This is a genomic window from Paraoerskovia marina DSM 21750 (genome assembly GCF_000701465.1).
In the GTDB taxonomy this organism is placed as follows: Bacteria; Actinomycetota; Actinomycetes; order Actinomycetales; family Cellulomonadaceae; genus Paraoerskovia; species Paraoerskovia marina.
This window is the reverse complement of sequence record NZ_JNIY01000003.1, coordinates 1,212,268-1,228,253: the sequence shown is the minus strand read 5'-3', so window position 1 is coordinate 1,228,253 and position 15,986 is coordinate 1,212,268. Positions and strand designations below refer to the sequence as shown.

Annotated in this window: 13 protein-coding genes; all 13 read right to left on the bottom strand. The window is 71.2% G+C overall.

Annotated elements, in window-relative coordinates; genetic code table 11:
• Positions 1-3: 3 nt before the first annotated feature.
• The 13 genes from ftsZ to mraZ all read right to left on the bottom strand — a co-directional run bounded on the left by ftsZ (position 4) and on the right by mraZ (position 15,882).
• Entirely contained in the window at positions 4-1,278 is a 1,275-nt protein-coding gene (gene ftsZ, locus Q343_RS0105810; protein WP_029252646.1) for a cell division protein FtsZ, read from the bottom strand.
• A 164-nt stretch (positions 1,279-1,442) separates the two neighbouring features.
• On the bottom strand, positions 1,443-2,420 hold the full coding sequence (locus tag Q343_RS0105805; RefSeq protein WP_155990636.1) for a cell division protein FtsQ/DivIB: 978 nt from the start codon (positions 2,418-2,420) through the stop codon (positions 1,443-1,445).
• Positions 2,417-3,751, bottom strand: a complete 1,335-nt coding sequence (murC, locus tag Q343_RS0105800) for a UDP-N-acetylmuramate--L-alanine ligase (protein WP_248616758.1) — start codon at positions 3,749-3,751, stop codon at positions 2,417-2,419. Before murC ends, Q343_RS0105805 begins: the two co-directional genes overlap by 4 nt.
• Before the next feature lie 59 nt (positions 3,752-3,810).
• A complete protein-coding gene (gene murG, locus Q343_RS0105795) occupies positions 3,811-4,938 on the bottom strand; it encodes an undecaprenyldiphospho-muramoylpentapeptide beta-N-acetylglucosaminyltransferase (protein ID WP_029252643.1) in 1,128 nt (375 codons plus the stop codon).
• A gap of 91 nt (positions 4,939-5,029) precedes the next feature.
• Positions 5,030-6,316: an FtsW/RodA/SpoVE family cell cycle protein gene (locus Q343_RS0105790; protein ID WP_029252642.1), complete on the bottom strand. Its 1,287-nt coding sequence runs from the start codon at positions 6,314-6,316 to the stop codon at positions 5,030-5,032.
• Between the two features lie 4 nt (positions 6,317-6,320).
• Positions 6,321-7,751, bottom strand: a complete 1,431-nt coding sequence (murD, locus tag Q343_RS0105785; protein ID WP_043109297.1) for a UDP-N-acetylmuramoyl-L-alanine--D-glutamate ligase — start codon at positions 7,749-7,751, stop codon at positions 6,321-6,323.
• Positions 7,751-8,833, bottom strand: coding sequence for a phospho-N-acetylmuramoyl-pentapeptide-transferase (mraY, locus tag Q343_RS0105780; protein ID WP_029252640.1), 1,083 nt, complete (start codon positions 8,831-8,833; stop codon positions 7,751-7,753). The genes murD and mraY overlap by 1 nt, the downstream gene beginning before the upstream one ends.
• Positions 8,830-10,239, bottom strand: a complete 1,410-nt coding sequence (locus Q343_RS0105775; RefSeq protein WP_029252639.1) for a UDP-N-acetylmuramoyl-tripeptide--D-alanyl-D-alanine ligase — start codon at positions 10,237-10,239, stop codon at positions 8,830-8,832. The genes mraY and Q343_RS0105775 overlap by 4 nt, the downstream gene beginning before the upstream one ends.
• Positions 10,236-11,840 carry a UDP-N-acetylmuramoyl-L-alanyl-D-glutamate--2,6-diaminopimelate ligase gene (locus Q343_RS0105770; RefSeq protein ID WP_052366883.1) on the bottom strand — a complete coding sequence of 535 codons (1,605 nt, stop codon included), beginning with the start codon at positions 11,838-11,840 and terminating at the stop codon, positions 10,236-10,238. The genes Q343_RS0105775 and Q343_RS0105770 overlap by 4 nt, the downstream gene beginning before the upstream one ends.
• 51 nt (positions 11,841-11,891) lie before the next feature.
• Complete coding sequence (locus Q343_RS0105765; protein WP_052366882.1) at positions 11,892-13,715, bottom strand: peptidoglycan D,D-transpeptidase FtsI family protein; 1,824 nt, start codon at positions 13,713-13,715, stop codon at positions 11,892-11,894.
• A 152-nt stretch (positions 13,716-13,867) separates the two neighbouring features.
• Positions 13,868-14,266 (bottom strand): cell division protein FtsL, encoded by a 399-nt coding sequence (ftsL, locus tag Q343_RS0105760; RefSeq protein ID WP_155990635.1) that lies wholly within the window; start codon positions 14,264-14,266, stop codon positions 13,868-13,870.
• Complete coding sequence (gene rsmH, locus Q343_RS0105755) at positions 14,263-15,279, bottom strand: 16S rRNA (cytosine(1402)-N(4))-methyltransferase RsmH (protein ID WP_029252635.1); 1,017 nt, start codon at positions 15,277-15,279, stop codon at positions 14,263-14,265. Before rsmH ends, ftsL begins: the two co-directional genes overlap by 4 nt.
• A 138-nt stretch (positions 15,280-15,417) precedes the next feature.
• The gene (gene mraZ / locus Q343_RS0105750; RefSeq protein ID WP_029252634.1) at positions 15,418-15,882 is read right to left on the bottom strand and encodes a division/cell wall cluster transcriptional repressor MraZ; all 465 of its coding nucleotides are present in this window, start codon (positions 15,880-15,882) and stop codon (positions 15,418-15,420) included.
• Positions 15,883-15,986 lie beyond the last annotated feature (104 nt).

Sequence of the window (15,986 nt, the reverse complement as noted above, 5' to 3'; positions counted from 1 at the left end):
GGCCTACTTCAAGAAGTCGGGGACGTCGAGCTCGTCCCGGCGGTGCACGGGCGCCTCGTCGTTGACCCGAGGCACCTCGACGGCGGGACGCGGTCCGGGCTCGGGCGACGACGTCGGGCCCGACGCGTCACTCTGAGACTGCGCGACCGGCGCCGGCGCCTCAAGGGAGGCCGGGACGTCGTCCGGCTCCGAGGCGATCGGAGCGAGGGTGCGGGGCATCTGGTGAGCACCCGTCTGCGGCGCGGTCGCGGGCGGCGTCGGAGTGCTCTCGGAGGTCGGGCGCGGCTGGTTGACCTGGCCCAGAGCACGCGTGTCGGTCCTGGTCTGCGGGGCACCGCCGTCGAACCCGGCGGCGATGACCGTGACACGGACCTCGTCGCCGAGCGCGTCGTCGATGACCGCGCCGAAGATGATGTTGGCCTCCGGGTGCGCGGCCTCGTGAACCAGGCGTGCCGACTCGTTGATCTCGAAGAGCCCGAGGTCGCTCCCGCCCTGGATCGAGAGGAGCACCCCGTGGGCGCCGTCGATCGAGGCCTCGAGCAGCGGCGACGAGATCGCCAGCTCGGCGGCCTGGACGGAGCGGTCGTCGCCCCGTGCCGAGCCGATCCCCATCAGCGCGCTGCCCGCACCCTGCATCACGGACTTCACGTCCGCAAAGTCAAGGTTGATCAGTCCCGGCGTCGTGATGAGGTCCGTGATCCCCTGCACGCCGGAGAGCAGGACCTGGTCGGCGGAGTGGAACGCGTCGAGCGCCGAGACGGACTTGTCAGACATCGAGAGGAGACGGTCGTTCGGGATGACGATCAGGGTGTCGACCTCGTCCCTGAGCGCCTCGATGCCCTGGTCCGCCTGCACCGAGCGGCGGCGACCCTCGAACGTGAAGGGGCGCGTCACGACGCCGACCGTCAGCGCGCCGAGCGAGCGCGCGATCCGGGCGACCACGGGGGCACCGCCCGTACCGGTGCCGCCACCCTCGCCGGCGGTGACGAACACCATGTCGGCTCCGCGGAGCACGTCCTCGATCTCCTCGGCGTGGTCCTCGGCCGCCTTCTTGCCGACCTCGGGGTCGGCACCCGCGCCCAGCCCACGCGTCAGCTCACGACCGACGTCGAGCTTGACGTCGGCGTCAGACATGAGGAGTGCCTGCGCGTCGGTGTTCACGGCGATGAACTCGACTCCCTTGAGGCCGACCTCGATCATGCGGTTGACGGCGTTCACGCCACCGCCACCGATACCGACCACCTTGATGACTGCCAGGTAGTTCTGCGGAGCTGCCACGTCGTTGCCTCTCGATCTGCTCGACCCTGAACCCTCACCCTCAAGTGGAGGGTTATCGTTATGTCAGGTTCTTCCGAGTTCGACGGTAAAGGTCACCCGGAGCTGGTTCAATCACCGGACCCGCGTGTCGCGCCGGGGATCCACCGTCACACCCCCGCGGTCGACTACCGCGTGATGGGTCGGGTGGGCGACGAGACGTCGAAGACGGTGGCGTCGGCGGACTCGTCGAGGCCCTGCAGCTCCTCGAGCACGGCGATCTTCAGCTCGACACGCTCGGCGTTGCCCCACTCGACCTCGGTGCCGTTCCTCATCACCGTCATGACGTCGTCCTGGGTGTCCGCCGACACCTCGGCCACCTCGGCCCGGGTCTCCGACGGCAGGGTGTTGAGCACCACCAGCGCCGCCCGCATCGCCCGTGCACGTGCGGCCGCGTCGTCCGTCTCGATCTCGATCAGCGGCAGGCCCTTCGGCACAGACGTCACCGTCGCGACAGCCACGCCGTCGGCGTCGAGCAGCTCCGTGCCGTCGTCCGACGGGACGGCGGCCACCGGGGTCCGCGGACTCACGGTGACGTCCAGCCCCGCCGGCCAGGCGCGCAGCACCCGGGCGTCGTCGACGCCCGGCAGCTCGAGGAGCCGGTCACGCATCCCGACCGTGTCAAGGCGCGGCAACGGCGTGCCGGCCGCGTCCGCGACGACCGCGTCCACGGCGTCCGCGTCGATGTAGGCGTCGACGCCCGCGACGGAGACGTCCTCCGCGTCGACCGCGAGCACCGGCGAGAAGAAGAGCATCCACACGATCGCTCCCGCCGCGAGGACGGCGGCGGACCAGATCGACACGATCCTCACCCGGTGGCGTCGACCCATCGCCCTGCGCTCGGCAAGACGCGCGGCATGGCCGTGCGTGACGACAGGTCCGGCGCTGTCGCGCCCGACCTGCTCGGTCGCGGGCCGGGCCTTCTCGCTCGTCGCCGCACGGCGGGACCGCGCCTGGTCGAGCGAGACCGGGGCGGACGCCGGCTTCTCCGCAGCAGACTTGGCGGAGGCCGACTTCGTGGCCGCGGTCGTCGACGGCGCAGGCGTCGTCGACTTCTGGCGCACAGGCGTGCGAGGAGCCGGTGGCCGCGGGCGCGAGGGCGTCACGACGTGCCCTCCTCCAGCAGGTCGAGGAGCACCGGTGCAAGCTCGGTGACGTCCCCGGCACCTACCGTGAGCACCAGGTCGCCCGGCCGTGAGGCCGCGGCGACCGCCGCGACCGCCGCGGCCTTGTCCTCGACAGCACGCGCGGATCCGGACGGCATGTGCCGGACGATCGTCGACGCGTCGACCTGGGGGTCGGGGTCCTCCCGCGCCGCGTAGACACCCGTGACCACGACCTCGTCGGCGAGCGCCAGCGCACGGGCGAACTCGGGCGCAAATGCCTTGGTACGGGAGAAGAGGTGCGGCTGGAAGAGGACGACGACACGGCCGTCTCCGGCCACCCCGCGCGCCGCACGCAGGAGTGCCTCGACCTCGGTCGGGTGGTGGGCGTAGTCGTCGACGACCCGGACTCCCCCGGCCTCGCCGCGCAGGTCGAACCGACGGCCGGTCCCCCGGAACGCGGAGACGCCGCGTACGGCGTCCTCGAGCGCAACACCCAGGACGAGCGCGGCGCCGACCGCGGCAGCCGCGTTGAGGATGTTGTGGACGCCGGGCACGGAGAGCCGCAGATCCGCGGAGGCGCCCGCGGCACGGATCCTCGCCCGACCGCCGACCGCTCCGGCACCGATCTCGACGGACACGTCAGCCCCGAGAGCCTGCCCGTACGTCAGGACGCGCCCGCCGACCGAACCGTGCTGGGCGGCCAGGCGCGCGGAGCCGTCGTCGTCGAGGCACGCGACGAGAGTCCCGGTCCGGCCGAGTCTCGCGGCGAAGTCGACGAAGACCTGCTCGAAGGCCTCGCGGCTCCCATAGTGGTCGAGGTGGTCCGGTTCGACGTTGGTCACGATCGAGACTGTCGGCGAGTAGGCAAGGAACGATCCGTCGGACTCGTCCGCCTCGGCCACCAGGATGTCGCCGGTCCCGAGGTGACCCCCGGCGACAGGACCACCCACGGTCGTGACGGTCCCGCCGACGGCGAACGACGGGTCGAGTCCGAGGGTCGCGAGCATCGTCGCCAGCATCGCGGTCGTCGTCGTCTTTCCGTGGGCCCCGGCGACGGCGACCGCACGACGGTCGACCATGAGCGCGGCGAGCGCTTCGGAGCGATGAACGACCCGGATGCCACGAGCACGTGCCGCGGCCAGCTCGACGTTGTCCTCACGGACGGCGCTTGAGACGACGACGGTGTCCACGTCCTGGAGGTTCATAGGGTCGTGGCCGACGACGGCACGGATCCCGTCGGCCTGGAGGCCTCGCAGAGCGTCGCCGTCGCGAGCGTCGGAGCCCGAGACCGCGACGCCCGCGGCGTCCAGAAGCCGGGCGACGACGGACATTCCCGCTCCCCCGACACCGATGAGATGGGTGTTCCCGAGATCGGCGAGCGCCGTGGTCGTCACGAGACCACCTCGGCCACCAGGTCCGCGACGCGTGCTGCGCCGTCACGGACACCGACCTCCCCCGCGGCTCGCGCCATCGTGTCCAGCCGTTCGCGGTCCGTGAGCAACGGGACGAGCTGCTTCTCGACGTACGCAACGCGCAGCTCCTCGTCCTCGACGAGGATCCCTCCCCCGGCCTCGACGACGGGGCGTGCGTTCAGGCGCTGCTCGCCGTTCCCGACCGGGAGCGGGACGTACACGCCCGGGATCGACAGCGCCGCGAGCTCGCTGACAGTCCCCGCCCCGGAGCGGCAGACCACGAGGTCCGCTACCGCGTACGCCAGGTGCATGCGGTCGAGGTACTCCCGGACGTGGTAGTTCGGTCCCGGCGCCTGCCCGAGCGTGCTGAGCACCTCGGCGGACTTGTCACGCCCAGTCAGGTGCAGGACCTGGATCCCGGCCTCGGCGAGCGCCGGAGCCGCCCCGGAGACAGCGCGGTTGAGGCTGACCGCCCCGAGCGATCCGCCGGTCACCAGGAGGGTAGGGAGCGCCGGGTCGAGACCGAGCTCCTTCGCCGCGTCGCGGCGCACCGCGTCGACGTCGGCCTCGCGAGCCGCGACGAGCCCGGCAACCTCGGCACGGAGCGGCAGACCCGTCACGACGCCGCCGGGCAGGGGCGTCCCCTCGAACGTCACTCCCACGCGAGCCGCCCACCGTGCTCCGAGTCGGTTGGCGAGGCCGGGACGGGCGTTCTGCTCGTGGATGACGACGGGGACCCCGCGACGTCGCGCGGCGACGTAGGCCGGTGTCGACACGTACCCGCCGAAGCCCACCACGGCCTGGGCTCCCGAGTCGTCGATGGCCTGGCCCGCCGCACGGACGGCGTCCGAGAACCGTCCCGGGAACTGGAACCAGTCCATCCCGGGTCGACGCGGGAACGGGACCCGGGACAGCGGCGTCAGGGTGTAGCCGCGGGCGGGGACGAGATCGGCCTCGAGCCCCTCCGTCGTCCCCAGGATCGCCAGGGCCACGTCGGGGTCACGCCGTCGCAGCTCGTCGGCGACGGCGAGCAGCGGGTTCACGTGTCCGGCGGTCCCACCACCGGCGAGAAGAACGGCGGAGGCGGAGCGGGAAGGATGGGGCACGACGGTTCAGATCTCCTTGGTCGGTCGCCGCCCAGAACGGCAGCGAGGCGTCATGCGGGTTCGCCTGACGGTCGGTCGGGCGACAGTCTTCTCATTTTGCACTGCCGCCGCGCCGCAACGGTACCCGCCGCGTCGCGCCCGCCACGACGCTGAACGTCCGGCGGATCACGTGAGGGCGCGCGGCGAGCGCCTCCCGCGCGCCCGGCTCGTCGCGCGCGAACGCGAGGACCACACCGATCGCGAGCAACGTCGCGATGAGCGCAGAGCCGCCCGCGGACATCAGCGGCAGCGGAACCCCGATCACCGGGAGCAGCCCCACGACCACGCAGATGTTGATGATCGCCTGCCCGACGATCCACGCCGAGATCCCGGCCGTGGCCACCTTGACGAACGGGTCCGGGTGCCGCATGACGACCCGGGCCATCGCGAAGCCCAGGACACCGAAGAGCGCCAGGACGACCAGCGTCCCGAACAACCCGAACTCCTCGCCGAGCACCGAGTAGATGAAGTCGTTGACCGCCGCGGGCAGATAGCTCCACTTCTCCCGGCTCGAGCCGAGTCCGACGCCGAGAAGGCCCCCCGTGGCCAGTCCCCACATCCCGTGCACGGACTGGTAGCACGCGTCCGCCGCGTCCGCGCTCGAGACCTGGCCGCGGACGGCGTCCGCACAGGCGCCGTAGACCGCACTGATGCGGTCGGTGCGGTTGGAGTTGCCGACGACGAACAGACCGACCATCCCGACGGCGGCCAGCACCCCGCCCATCGTCAAGAGCTTCCACTCCGCGCCCGAGACGATGAACGCGGCCGCGACGACGAGGCAGAGCACGATCGTGGTCCCCAGGTCGTTGCCACCGAGCACCAGTCCGAGGGCGATCACCACGACGGGGGCCGCCGGGACCAGGACGTGCCGCCACTGGCCGAGCAGCGCGCGCTTGCGTCCGAGGACGGCGCCGAGCCAGAGCGCCAGCGCGAGCTTCAGGATCTCGGCCGGCTGGACCGTCACCCCCCCGAGGTTCAACCACCCCGAGTTGCCGTTCACCGAGTGTCCGAACCCGGTCAGGGTCAGCGCCTGGAGAAACAGGGCCGCGAGCAGCAGCACCGGTGCCGAGCGACGGTAGAACGCGACCGGCAGACGGCTCGCTACCACCAGCCCGACGAGGCCGATCGCCGCGTAGGCCGACTGTCGGAAGAAGAGTCCGTAGGGGCTCGCCGACGCCGCGACCTGCGTCGGTGCGGACGCCGAGAGCACCATGATCAGGCCGAGGAGCAGCAGCAGACCCGTCGAACCGATGATCAGGTAGTAGCTGGTCGTGACCGTGTCCCACCGCCCCTGAGAGACCGGGCGCGGCGCAGAACGGGCTGTCGCAGCAGGTGCCATCCGATCACTCCTGAGGTGCGGCGCTCCCTGGAGCGGAGATGAGGGCGCGCACCTGGGCGGCGAACGCGTCACCCCGCTCGGCGTACGAGCGGAACTGGTCCATCGATGCGCACGCCGGGGCCAGCAGAACGGTGTCACCCGCACGGGCGAGCTCCCGGGCAGCGACCACGGCGCTGCGCATCACGTCAGTCTCTCCCGGGGCGATCCGCACGACGGGGATCTCCGGCGCGTGTCGCGCGAGCGCCTCCGTGACGGGCGTCGCATCGACACCGATGACGACGACGGCACGGAGACGGTCGCGTCGGGCCGCCACGAGGTCGTCGAACGTCGCGCCCTTCGCCAGGCCGCCCGCGATCCAGACGACGCTCGCCGGGCCGAACGCACGCAGGGCGGCGTCGGCCGCGTGGGCGTTGGTCGCCTTCGAGTCGTCGACGAAGTGCACTCCGTCGAGCGTGCCCGCCGGGGCGAGACGATGCGCACCCGGCCGGTAGGCGCGCAGGCCCTCCGCGACCGCACCCGCGGGGACGCCGGCGGCCCGAGCCAGTGCCGCGGCCGCGAGGGCGTTCTGCACGATGTGCGGCGGAATGGCCTGCGGGGCGAGGTGCGCAAGATCGGCGAGGGTCGCGAGCTCGTCGGCCGACCCGTGCCGTCGCGGGTCGTCCACCGGGAGGTGGAACGCGCGGTCGACGAGGACGTCCTCCACGAGACCGAGCTCGCCAGGACCCGGCGCACCGAGTGTGAAGCCGACGGCGTGGGCCCCCTCGCCGACGTCCGCGTCCTCGACCATCCGCCGGGTGCGGCCGTCCGCCACGGAGTAGACACAGGCACGCTCCGCGCCGCGAAAGATCCTCGCCTTGTCGGCGACGTAGTTGTCCATTCCACCGTGCCAGTCGAGGTGGTCGGGGGCGACGTTCAGCACGGCACCTGCGAGGACCTTCATCGACCGGGTGAAGTGGAGCTGAAAGCTCGAGAGCTCGACGGCGAGCACGTCCAGGTGCGGATCGAGGACGGCCTCGACCACCGGGGTGCCGACGTTCCCGACGGCGAGCGTGCGGAGCCCGGCGGCCGCGAGGATCGACTCGAGCATCTGCACGGTCGTCGTCTTCCCGTTCGTTCCCGTCACGGCGACCCACGGCGCAGGGCCCGTGCCGTCCGCACGATCGACGCGGAGGTGCCACGCGAGCTCGACCTCGCTCCACACGGGGACGCCGGCACGACGAGCACGTTCGAGGAGCGGTGATGTCGGGGCCCACCCCGGGCTGGCGACGACCACGTCGACGTCTGCGAGATCGACGAGGTCTGCGACGTCCGCGTCGTCGGCGTCGCGGTCGACCGTCGTCACGGAGGCCGCCCGAGGAACGAGCGCTGCCCGGGCCGCGCGACCGCTCACCCCGAGGCCCGCGACGACGACCCGGCTTCGTTCGAGCGCAAGCACTAGCCGACGACCCACTCGGCGTAGAAGATCCCGGTGCCGAGGGCGGCGAAGAGCCCGGCGATCAGCCAGAACCGGATCACGATGGTGACCTCGCCCCACCCGGAGAGCTCGAAGTGGTGGTGCAGCGGCGCCATCTTGAAGACGCGCCGGCCGGTCATCTTGAAGAAGCCGATCTGGATGACGTCGGAGAGGACGATGATGACGAAGAGGCCACCGATGATCACGGCCAGGATCTCGGTGCGGGTGAAGATCGAGAGGCCCGCGAGCGCGCCACCGAGGGCCAACGAGCCCGTGTCCCCCATGAAGATCTTGGCGGGGCTGGCGTTCCACCACAGGAAGCCGATGCACGCGCCCATGATCGACGCCGACACGATGGCCAGCCCCTGCGGGTCACGAACCTCGTAGCAGCTCGGCCCGGCCGTGTCGATGCGCTGGCACCACTGGCTCATCTGCCACAGGCTCACCAGCACGTAGGCACCGAACACGACCAGGGACGCCCCGGTCGCGAGCCCGTCGAGGCCGTCGGTCAGGTTCACCGCGTTCGACCAGGCGGTGATCAGGAAGTTCGCCCAGATGACGAAGAGGATCAGGCCGAGGGTCGCCCCGGCGAACGCCAGGTCGATGTTGGTGTCTCGCAGGAACGAGATCCGGGTGGAGGCGGGGGTCCGGAAGTTCTCGTTCGGGAACTGCAGGGCAAGGACCGCGAAGGTGATGCCCACGACCCCCTGCCCGATGATCTTTCCCTTGGCGGAGAGTCCGAGGCTGCGCTGCTTGCGGATCTTCGTGAAGTCGTCCAGGAACCCCACGACCCCGAGACCCGTCATGAGGAACATGACAAGGACCGCGGAGACGCTGGGGATCGACCCCGTGAGGATCGCCGAGACGATCCAGCCGATCAGGGTGGCGGCGATGATGACGACGCCGCCCATCGTCGGCGTCCCGCGCTTGGTGAAGTGCGCCGTCGGCCCGTCCTGGCGGACGAACTGCCCGTACTGACGGCGGACGAGGAACCGGATGAAGAGCGGCGTCCCGAAGAGCGCCACCAGGAGCGAGACCGTCGCCGCGACGAGGATCGCGATCATGCGTCGGTGCCCCCCACCAGCTCGTCGCCGAGACGCCAGAGGCCCGAGCCGTTCGACGCCTTGACGAGAACGACGTCACCCGGGCGGAGCTCGGTGCGAAGGAGTTCCGAGGCGGCCTCGACGTCGTCGACGAGCACGGTCTCCTCGCCCCAGGATCCCTCCTGGACGGCACCGTCGTGCAGGCCCTGGGCACCGAGGCCCACCACGATCAGGAGCTTGATGTTCAAGCGGACGGCGAGCCGGCCGATCTCGTCGTGGATGGCCCGCGACTCGGGTCCGAGCTCACGCATCTCGCCGAGCACGGCCACCGAGCGACGCTCACGACCGGACATGACGGCGAGCGTCCGCAGCGCGGCACGCATCGAGTCGGGGTTCGCGTTGTACGAGTCGTCGACGATCGTGACCCCGTCGGCACGGTCCACCACGTGCATGCGGTGCGGGCTGGCAGCGACCGTCCCCGTGAGCCGCTGGGCGACGTCCTCGAGCCCGACACCGAGGCACAACGCCGCCGCAGCCGCGGCCACCGCGTTCGTCACGTGGTGCTCGCCGACCAGTCCGAGCCGGACCGGGGCACGTCGCTCGTCACCGTGCTCGTCGCGAAGCCGCAGCGTGAAGGACGCACGGCCACCGGCGTCGACGCGGATCGACTCCGCGCGCACGTCCGCGCTGGGGATCGTCCCGCACCGGACGACCTTCCCGGGTGCCTTCTCCGACATCGCGGCGACGCGGAAGTCGTCGGCGTTCAGCACGGCGACGCCGTCGGGTGCCAGCCCCGTCACGATCTCGCTCTTGGCCTCGGCCACCGCCTCGATCCCCCCGAACTCGCCGAGGTGCGCCGCACCGACCCGGAGGACGACGGCGACGTCCGGCGGCGCGATACGGGTCAGGTAGGTCAGGTGGCCGATCCCCGACGCACCCATCTCGAGAACCAGCGTGCGGGTCGCCTCGTCGGCGCGCAGGACGGTGAGGGGAAGGCCGATCTCGTTGTTGAACGACCCGACCGGAACGACGGCGGGCCCCTCCGGACGCAGAAGAGCGCCGAGCAGATCCTTCGTCGTCGTCTTACCGACCGACCCGGTGACGCCGACGACGCGGAGCGGGCCGCGGCGGCGCAGCTCCGCGAGGACGTATCGCGCCAGCTCGCCGAGCGCAGCCTGGACGTCGTCGACGACGACGCACGGGCCCTCGACCTCCCGCGCCGCGAGGACAAGAGTCGCTCCGGCCTCGATCGCCGCCGGCACGAAGTCGTGGCCGTCGACGTGCTCACCGGGGAGCGCGACGAAGAGCGACCCGTCCTGGACCTCGCGGGAGTCGACGACGACGGCCCCGGAGACCGCCGCGTCGGGGTCCGCCACGAGGCGCCCGCTGGTGGCTGCGGCCACCTGTGCCGCAGTCAGCTCGATCATGGGTGCTGCTCCTTCATGTCGTTGTCCAGGGGCTTCCGTGCTGCCACAGCCGCCCGCGCCTCCACGCGGTCGTCGAGCAGGTGGTCCACCCCGGCGATCTCCTGGACCGTCTCGTGTCCTCGTCCGGCCACGAGCACCGTGTCGTGCTCCCCCGCCTCGCGGATCGCCGTCGCGATCGCCTCGGCGCGCGGAGCGACCTCGTCCACCGCGACGCCGCGCCGCGGTTCCCCGAGGTCGACGCGTTCCGCCGCGGACCTGGCCCCGGCCAGGACCTGGGCCCGGATCGGGCCGGGGGCCTCCGCATGGGGGTCGTCGTCCGTGACGACGACCCGGTCAGCATATTCGACGGCGATGGCCCCCATCGTCGGCCGCTTTCCGACGTCGCGCTCCCCCGTGGCTCCGAAGACGACTGTCAGACGCCCGCGGGTGGTGGGCCGCAGCGCTTGGAGCGCGAGCCGGAGGGCGTCCGGGTTGTGCGCGAAGTCGACCACGACGCGTGGCTCGTCCGAGACCTGCTCCATCCGCCCGGGGACGGCCGGCGAGACCCCGCCAGCCGCGCCGAGCGCGTCGGCGACGTCCCGGACGTCAGAACCCGCCTCGAGCACCATCGCGAGGGCCAACGCCGCGTTCGTCACGTTGAAGCCGCCGGGCAACGACGTCCCCGTCTCGAGCGCGCGGCCGTCGCGATGCCGCAGCGTGAAGGCCGTACGCGCCGGCTCCGGGTGGACGTCGTCCACCCACCAGTCCGCGGTCGACCCTGTGCCCTGGCCGGCGGTCGTCCGCAACGTCGCCACGGGGATCTGGGCGCTCTCGACCATGCGCTCACCCCACGCGTCGTCGACGACGACGACCCCGCGGCGAGCGTGGGCGGGGGTGAAGAGCCGGGCCTTCGTGGCGAAGTACCCCTGGAGGTCGCCGTGGAAGTCGAGATGGTCCTGGCTCAGGTTCGTGAACCCTGCGACGTCGAACACGATGCCGTCGACCCGGTGCAGCGCCAAGGCGTGCGAGGAGACCTCCATCGCGAGCGTGCGGACGTCGTCCTCCCGCATCGCGGCGAGCAGCGCCTGCAGGTCGGCCGCCTCGGGAGTGGTGAGCCTGCTCGGCAGGACCCGGTCCCCGGAACGCGTCTCGACCGTTCCGACCAGTCCTCCGCGAAAACCCATCGCGCCGAGGACGTGGTCGATCATGTAGGTGGTGGTCGTCTTGCCGTTCGTCCCCGTGACGGCGAACGTGCCGAGGTCCTGCGCGGGTGCTCCGTAGACCACGCTGGCGACCGGTCCGAGCACCGTGCGCGGCTCGTCGCACACGACGACCGGCACGGAGATCTCGCGAAGGAGCTCACGACCGGCGGGGTCGGTCAGGACGGCGACCGCGCCTCGTGACACGGCGTCCTCGGCGTAGGTCGCCCCGTGGACGTGGGCCCCGGGCAGCGCCACGAAGAGGGCTTGAGGCTGGACGGTGCGGTTGTCCGAGGAGACCGACGTCACCGGGACGTCGAGGCGCGCGGAGGAATCCGGCTCCAGGTCGAGCAACGCCACGACGTCGCGGAGCGGACGTCCGGCGGAGACAGCTGGCCGGAGCCTGTCGATGGGTGAACTCACGTCGCACAACCTACCTTGTGCAGCGCCCCGGCGACCGCGCGCTGCACGTCGTCACCAGGTCTCGGGAAGAGGCTCGTACGGGGTCTCGCTCGGAGGCACGTCGGCCTGCTCGAGCGCGAAGGCCATGATGTCGCGGAACGCCGGTGCGGCGACGTCGCCCCCGAAGATCGAGCTGGACGGGTCCTTGAGGAAGACCGAGACCGCGTAGCGCGGATCGTCGGCAGGCGCGACCCCGACGAACGACGCCATGATTCCCGTCAGCTCACCGTTCGGGCCCGGGACCTGGGCTGTTCCCGTCTTTCCGGCGACCCGGTATCCGGGGATCGTCGCCTTCTTGCCCGTGCCTTCCTCTCCGCTGGTCACCCCCTCCATCATGTGCAGGACCGTGTCGGCCGTCTCCTCGTCGATCACACGAGTGCCCTCGCCCCGGTCGGTCGCGAGGAAGACGTCGTCGGCGTCGACCGTGCCCTCGACGAGGTTCGGCTCCATCCGGACACCGCCGTTCGCGATGGTGGAGAAGACACTCGTGATCTGCATCGCGTTGACCGCGAGCCCCTGGCCGAAGAGAACGGCGTACTCCGTCGAGCCGTCCCAGTCGTCGGGGTCCCGGAGGATCCCGGCCGACTCGCCCGGGAGGCCCAGACCCGTCGAGCTGCCGAACCCGAACTTGCTCAGGTAGTCGTAGCGGACCTGCTTGGGGATCTCCTGCCCGACGATGACCGTCCCGGTGTTGGACGAGGTCGTCAGGATCCCGGCGAGCGTGAGCTTCTGGACCGGGTGCTCGTGCGAGTCGCTGAACGTCTGGCCGTTCGACGTCGTGTAGGAGTACGGCACCTCGTACTCGCTCGTCGGCGTCGCGATCCCGAGGTCGAGGATGGCCGCCATCGTGATGACCTTCCCGGTCGACCCGGGGTCGAAGATGTTGGAGACGACCCGGCTCGAGTTCGCGACCGCCGCGGACGAGCGGTCGTTCGGGTCAGGGGTTCCCGAGTCGGCCAGCGCGACGACGTCTCCGGTGCGAACGTCCTGGACCACCGCCATGCCGTACTCGGCTCCCGAGTCCTGCACGGCCTTCTCGAGCTCGTCCTGGGCCTTCCACTGGACGTCGAGGTCGAGCGTCGTACGTACGTCGTCACCCGGGACCGGCTCGACGCGCTCCTCGGACGCACCCGGAATCTGCTGCCCACCGCGGGCCGAGTCGTAGGTGACGTAGCCCGACGTGCCGCTGAGGACGTCGTCGAACATCAGCTCGGCTCCCCCGCGCCCGACCTGCGCCCCGTCCTCGTCGCCGAGGAATCCCAGGATGTTGCCCGCCGTCGTCTTCGCCGGGTAGACCCGCTCGCTCTCGAGCGTCGTGCTGATGTAGGCCGAAAGGCTGAGGTCGAGGATCGCCCGCTGCACCTCCGGGACGACGTCCTTGGCCAGCACGTGGTTGCGGTCCGGGTCTGTGCCGACCGCAGGCACGAGCTCCGCCGCCAGCTCGGGCGCGTCGCGTCCGAGCACCGGGGCGAGCAGCCGCGCGACCGCCACGGCGCCCTTGCCCTCGACGACCTCGCCGTCGATCTCGTGCCTCGAGTCGGGGACGAAGTTCTCGATCGCGAGCTGGTCAGCGGCGATGGTGTAGCGGTCCACGGAGGTCGCGAGCACCACGTCACCGCTCGCGTCCGTGATGTCGCCGCGGTGCGCGGCCTGGACCTCCGTCCGCATGCGCTCGTCGAGCGCCCTCTCGGCGAGCGCGGGTCCCGCGACTCCCTGGACGTAGATGAGCCGAGCGGCGATCAGCACCATGGCGACCGCGGCCACGACGACGAGGAGGCGCTGCCGTCTCGCGGGGTCGCCGGGCGAACGCGGGACCCGCCGGGCGGAGACGGGCACGGGCCGACGCGTACCCGCACGTGCCGGCGTCCGTGACGCGGCCGTTGCCCGCGTCCTTCCCGCCGCCGGGCGCGAGGCTGCGACGCGTGCACGGGTCGTCGACGCCTTCGCGCCACGGCCCGACGGCGTCGACGACCCCGAAGAACGCGGGCTCACGGCGACTCGGACGCGCCTTCGAGGTCCTGCGCCGCAGGAGCGGAACCCGAAAGAGTGACCATCACCGGGTCCTCCGCCGGGACCATGCCCAGCGCCGTCGCCCGCTCGTGCAGGGACGCCGACGCGCTGTCGACGTCCATCTGCAGGTCCTGCGTGTCCTGGGCCACCGCTCCCAACTCCCTCTGCAAGGTCCGCATCTCGAACGACCCGCTCACCATGGTCGTGCTCAACAGCAGACCACACAGAAGCGCTCCGCCGAGGATCGACATGCACAGAACGATGAACGGGCCACGGGACCGGGCCTGGTCGGGAGTTCGGACGAGCTGGAGTCGGGGCCGGGGCGCCGCGACCGGCGCGGCGGAGGTCAGGGGTGCCGTGGCACGGCTCATGCTCATCGTGACTCCTGGTGGCTCATGTGGTCAGGGGTGGTGCGCAGGCGCTCGGCACCACGAAGTCGGACGGACGCCGACCGAGGGTTCTGCTCGACCTCGGCGGCATCTGCCTCCTCCGCGCCGCGCGTCAGAAGCTTCAGATAGGGACGGTGCGTCTCCGGCTCGACGGGAAGGCCCGCCGGCGCGCTCGAGGTCGCGCCGCGGGCGAGCACCTGCTTGACGATCCGGTCCTCCAGGGAGTGATATGACTCGACGACGATGCGCCCACCCACGTCCAGGGCCTCGACGGCGGCCGGCACCGCGCGCCGGAGTGCGTCGAGCTCGCCGTTCACCTCGATACGCAGCGCCTGGAAGGTCCGCTTGGCGGGGTTGCCGCCGGTCCGTCGCGTCGCCGCCGGGACACTGGCGCGCACGACGTCGGCGAGCTCGTGGGTCCGGGACCACGGCTCGATCTCGCGGCGACGGACGATCGCACGGGCAATACGCCCGGCGAACCGTTCCTCGCCGTACTCACGGAGCACACGGGTCAGCTCCCCCACGTCGTAGGTGTTAAGGACCTCCGCCGCAGTGATGCCCGCACTCTGGTCCATCCGCATGTCCAGGGGCGCGTCGTGCGCGTAGGAGAAGCCTCGCTCGGTCTCGTCCAGCTGGAGCGAGGAGACTCCGAGATCCATGAGGACGCCCTGGACGCCGGGCAGGTCGTGCGACGACACGACGTCGGCGATCTCGTCGTAGACCGCTCTCGCGGGAAGGAACCGGCCGCCGAACCGAGCGAGACGCTCCGACGCCAGGTCGAGCGCCTGCGGGTCACGGTCGATGCCGATGACACGAACGCCGGGGACCTGCTCGAGCACGGCCTCGGTGTGACCGCCCATCCCGAGCGTGCAGTCGACGAGCACGGCGTCGGGCGTGCGGAGCGCCGGCGCGAGCAGGTCGACGCACCGCTGGCGCAGGACCGGAACATGGCGCCCCTCGGCGCCCTCGGGTCGACCCGTGCTCTCACGGTTCGTGCTCATCGGTTCTCCTCCAGATCGAGAGCCACCCGACCAGGTCTCCCTCCGCGAACCTTCTGACGCCGGGGAAGTGCGTCAGACTGAGCGGGAGGAGGCCTCGTCGTGCGGCATGTCATGCAGCGCGTCGCGTCCGTTCCACAGCTAGAAGGTGAGAGGCGGGAGCACCTCCTCCGACGTCTCGGAGTACGCAGCCTCCTGCTCCTCGAGATATGTGTCCCAGGCCCGGGCGTCCCAGACCTCGACGCGCGTCCCGGTACCGATCACCGCGACGTCCCGACCGAGACCGGCGTACTCCCGCAGCTTCGCCGGGATCGAGACCCGACCCTGCTTGTCCGGCATCTCGTCGCTCGCCCCCGAGAGGAACACCCGGAGGTAGTCACGCGCCTGCTTGCTCGCGATCGGCGCCTGGCGAATCTGCTCATACATGCGCCGGAACTCCTCCATCGGCAGGAGATACAGGCATCGTTCCTGGCCGCGCGTCATGACCAGGCCGGGAGCGAACTGCGTCCGGAACTTCGCCGGAAGGATCAACCGACCCTTCTCGTCGAGCCGGGGCGTGTACGTGCCGAGGAGCGGGCTGAGCGATCCCGCGAACGCCTCGTTCATACGACCACCACCCTTCCGCTCCCATGTCCTCCACGATACTCCACTTCGCTCCACAAAGCGCGTCAGAAGTTGTGCAGGACGGGTGAAAAACATGCATCGCCGCA

Coding starts and splice junctions, on each gene's coding strand:
- mraY (WP_029252640.1), bottom strand. CDS start 8,833: ATGATCGCGATCCTCGTCGCGGCGACGGTCTCGCTCCTGGTGGCGCTC.
- mraZ (WP_029252634.1), bottom strand. CDS start 15,882: ATGAACGAGGCGTTCGCGGGATCGCTCAGCCCGCTCCTCGGCACGTAC.
- ftsL (WP_155990635.1), bottom strand. CDS start 14,266: ATGAGCATGAGCCGTGCCACGGCACCCCTGACCTCCGCCGCGCCGGTC.
- murC (WP_248616758.1), bottom strand. CDS start 3,751: ATGTCCGTCGTCGCCCGGCTTCTGGACGCCGCGGGCGTCGCGGTCTCG.
- rsmH (WP_029252635.1), bottom strand. CDS start 15,279: ATGAGCACGAACCGTGAGAGCACGGGTCGACCCGAGGGCGCCGAGGGG.
- Q343_RS0105790 (WP_029252642.1), bottom strand. CDS start 6,316: ATGGCACCTGCTGCGACAGCCCGTTCTGCGCCGCGCCCGGTCTCTCAG.
- Q343_RS0105775 (WP_029252639.1), bottom strand. CDS start 10,239: ATGATCGAGCTGACTGCGGCACAGGTGGCCGCAGCCACCAGCGGGCGC.